Here is a 1,253-nt window from a genome sequence, read left to right as displayed (position 1 = left end):
CGGACACCTTGATTCCAGACGGTGGTCTGGAGGGAGGATGTCCTGGTGTCTCGCAGGTCGAAGTATCCGGAGCAGTTTCGTCGCGATGCGGTCGAGTTGGTGAACTCGAGCGATCGGCCGTTGCGGCAGATCGCCCGCGAGCTCGGGGTGAACCACGAGACCTTGCGGTCGTGGGTGAACGTGGCCAAGCAGGCCGCCGAGGCCGGGCCGCAGGCGGAGGATCCGGCGGTGACCGATGAGGTGACGCGGCTGCGCAAGCAGGTCGCTGAGCTGCAGAAAGAGAAGGAGATCCTGCGGAAAGCGGCCGCCTATTTTGCGCGCGAGATGGATCGATGATCTACCGCTACCGGTTCATCTCCGAACACCGCGCCACCTATGGCGTGAAGCGGTTGTGTCAGGTCCTGGGCTTGCGCCGGCAGGGCTACCACGAGTGGGTCGCCGCCGAGCAGGTCCGGGCTGCGCGGGCGGAGGCCGAGGCCGAGCTGGTGCGGGTGATCGCCGAGATCCATGCCGAGCATCGCGGTGCCTACGGCGTCCCGCGGATCACCGCGGAGCTGCACCGCCGCGGGATCGTGGTGAACCACAAGCGGGTCGAGCGGCTGATGCGCGAACACGGCCTGGCCGGGATCACCCGCCGCAAACGCCGAGCTTTGACCCGGCCCGCGGCCGGCCCGACCCCGCCGGTGGCTGATCTGGTCCGCCGGAACTTCACCGCCGAGAAACCGGGGACACGGCTGGTCGGGGACATCACCTGCCTGCCCACCTTCCAAGGCTGGCTCTACCTGGCCACCGTCATCGACCTGCACACCCGCGAAATCGTCGGCCACGCCATGGCCGAGCACATGCGCACCGACCTCGTCTGCCAGGCCATCGAGCTCGCCACCGCCCGCGGCCTCATCCAGCCCGATGCGGTGTTTCACTCCGACCGCGGCGTCCAATACACCTCCAGCCAGTTCCGGGCCGCGCTGGCCGAGCACCGGATCCGGCCGTCGGTGGGGCGGGTCGGATCGTGCTACGACAACGCCGCCGCCGAAGCCTTCTTCGCCACCCTCAAAACCGAAATCGGTACCACCATCTGGCGCACCCGCGCCCACGCCCGCCAGGACGTGTTCACCTGGCTGCGCTACTACAACCACAACCGGCTGCACTCCACCAACGGCCACCACACCCCAGCCGAAACCCGAACCAACTACTACGCTCAAGCCCCAGCTGCCTGAAAACCCCGTGTCCGCCCCGCCGGGGCAACTCCACAC

At 68.1% G+C, this 1,253-nt stretch carries 2 protein-coding genes; both read left to right on the top strand.

From position 1 onward, the window contains the following. The first annotated feature begins 45 nt into the window (after positions 1-45). Positions 46-336, top strand: a complete 291-nt coding sequence (locus Q5425_RS25030) for a transposase (protein WP_308674743.1) — start codon at positions 46-48, stop codon at positions 334-336. After that, positions 333-1,217, top strand: a complete 885-nt coding sequence (locus Q5425_RS25025; protein WP_308674742.1) for an IS3 family transposase — start codon at positions 333-335, stop codon at positions 1,215-1,217. Before Q5425_RS25030 ends, Q5425_RS25025 begins: the two co-directional genes overlap by 4 nt. Positions 1,218-1,253 lie beyond the last annotated feature (36 nt).

It is taken from the genome of Amycolatopsis sp. A133, assembly GCF_031082405.1.
Lineage (GTDB): Bacteria > Actinomycetota > Actinomycetes > Mycobacteriales > Pseudonocardiaceae > Amycolatopsis.
The sequence above is the reverse complement of the archived record's forward strand: the minus strand, read 5'-3'. Positions and strand labels throughout refer to the sequence as shown.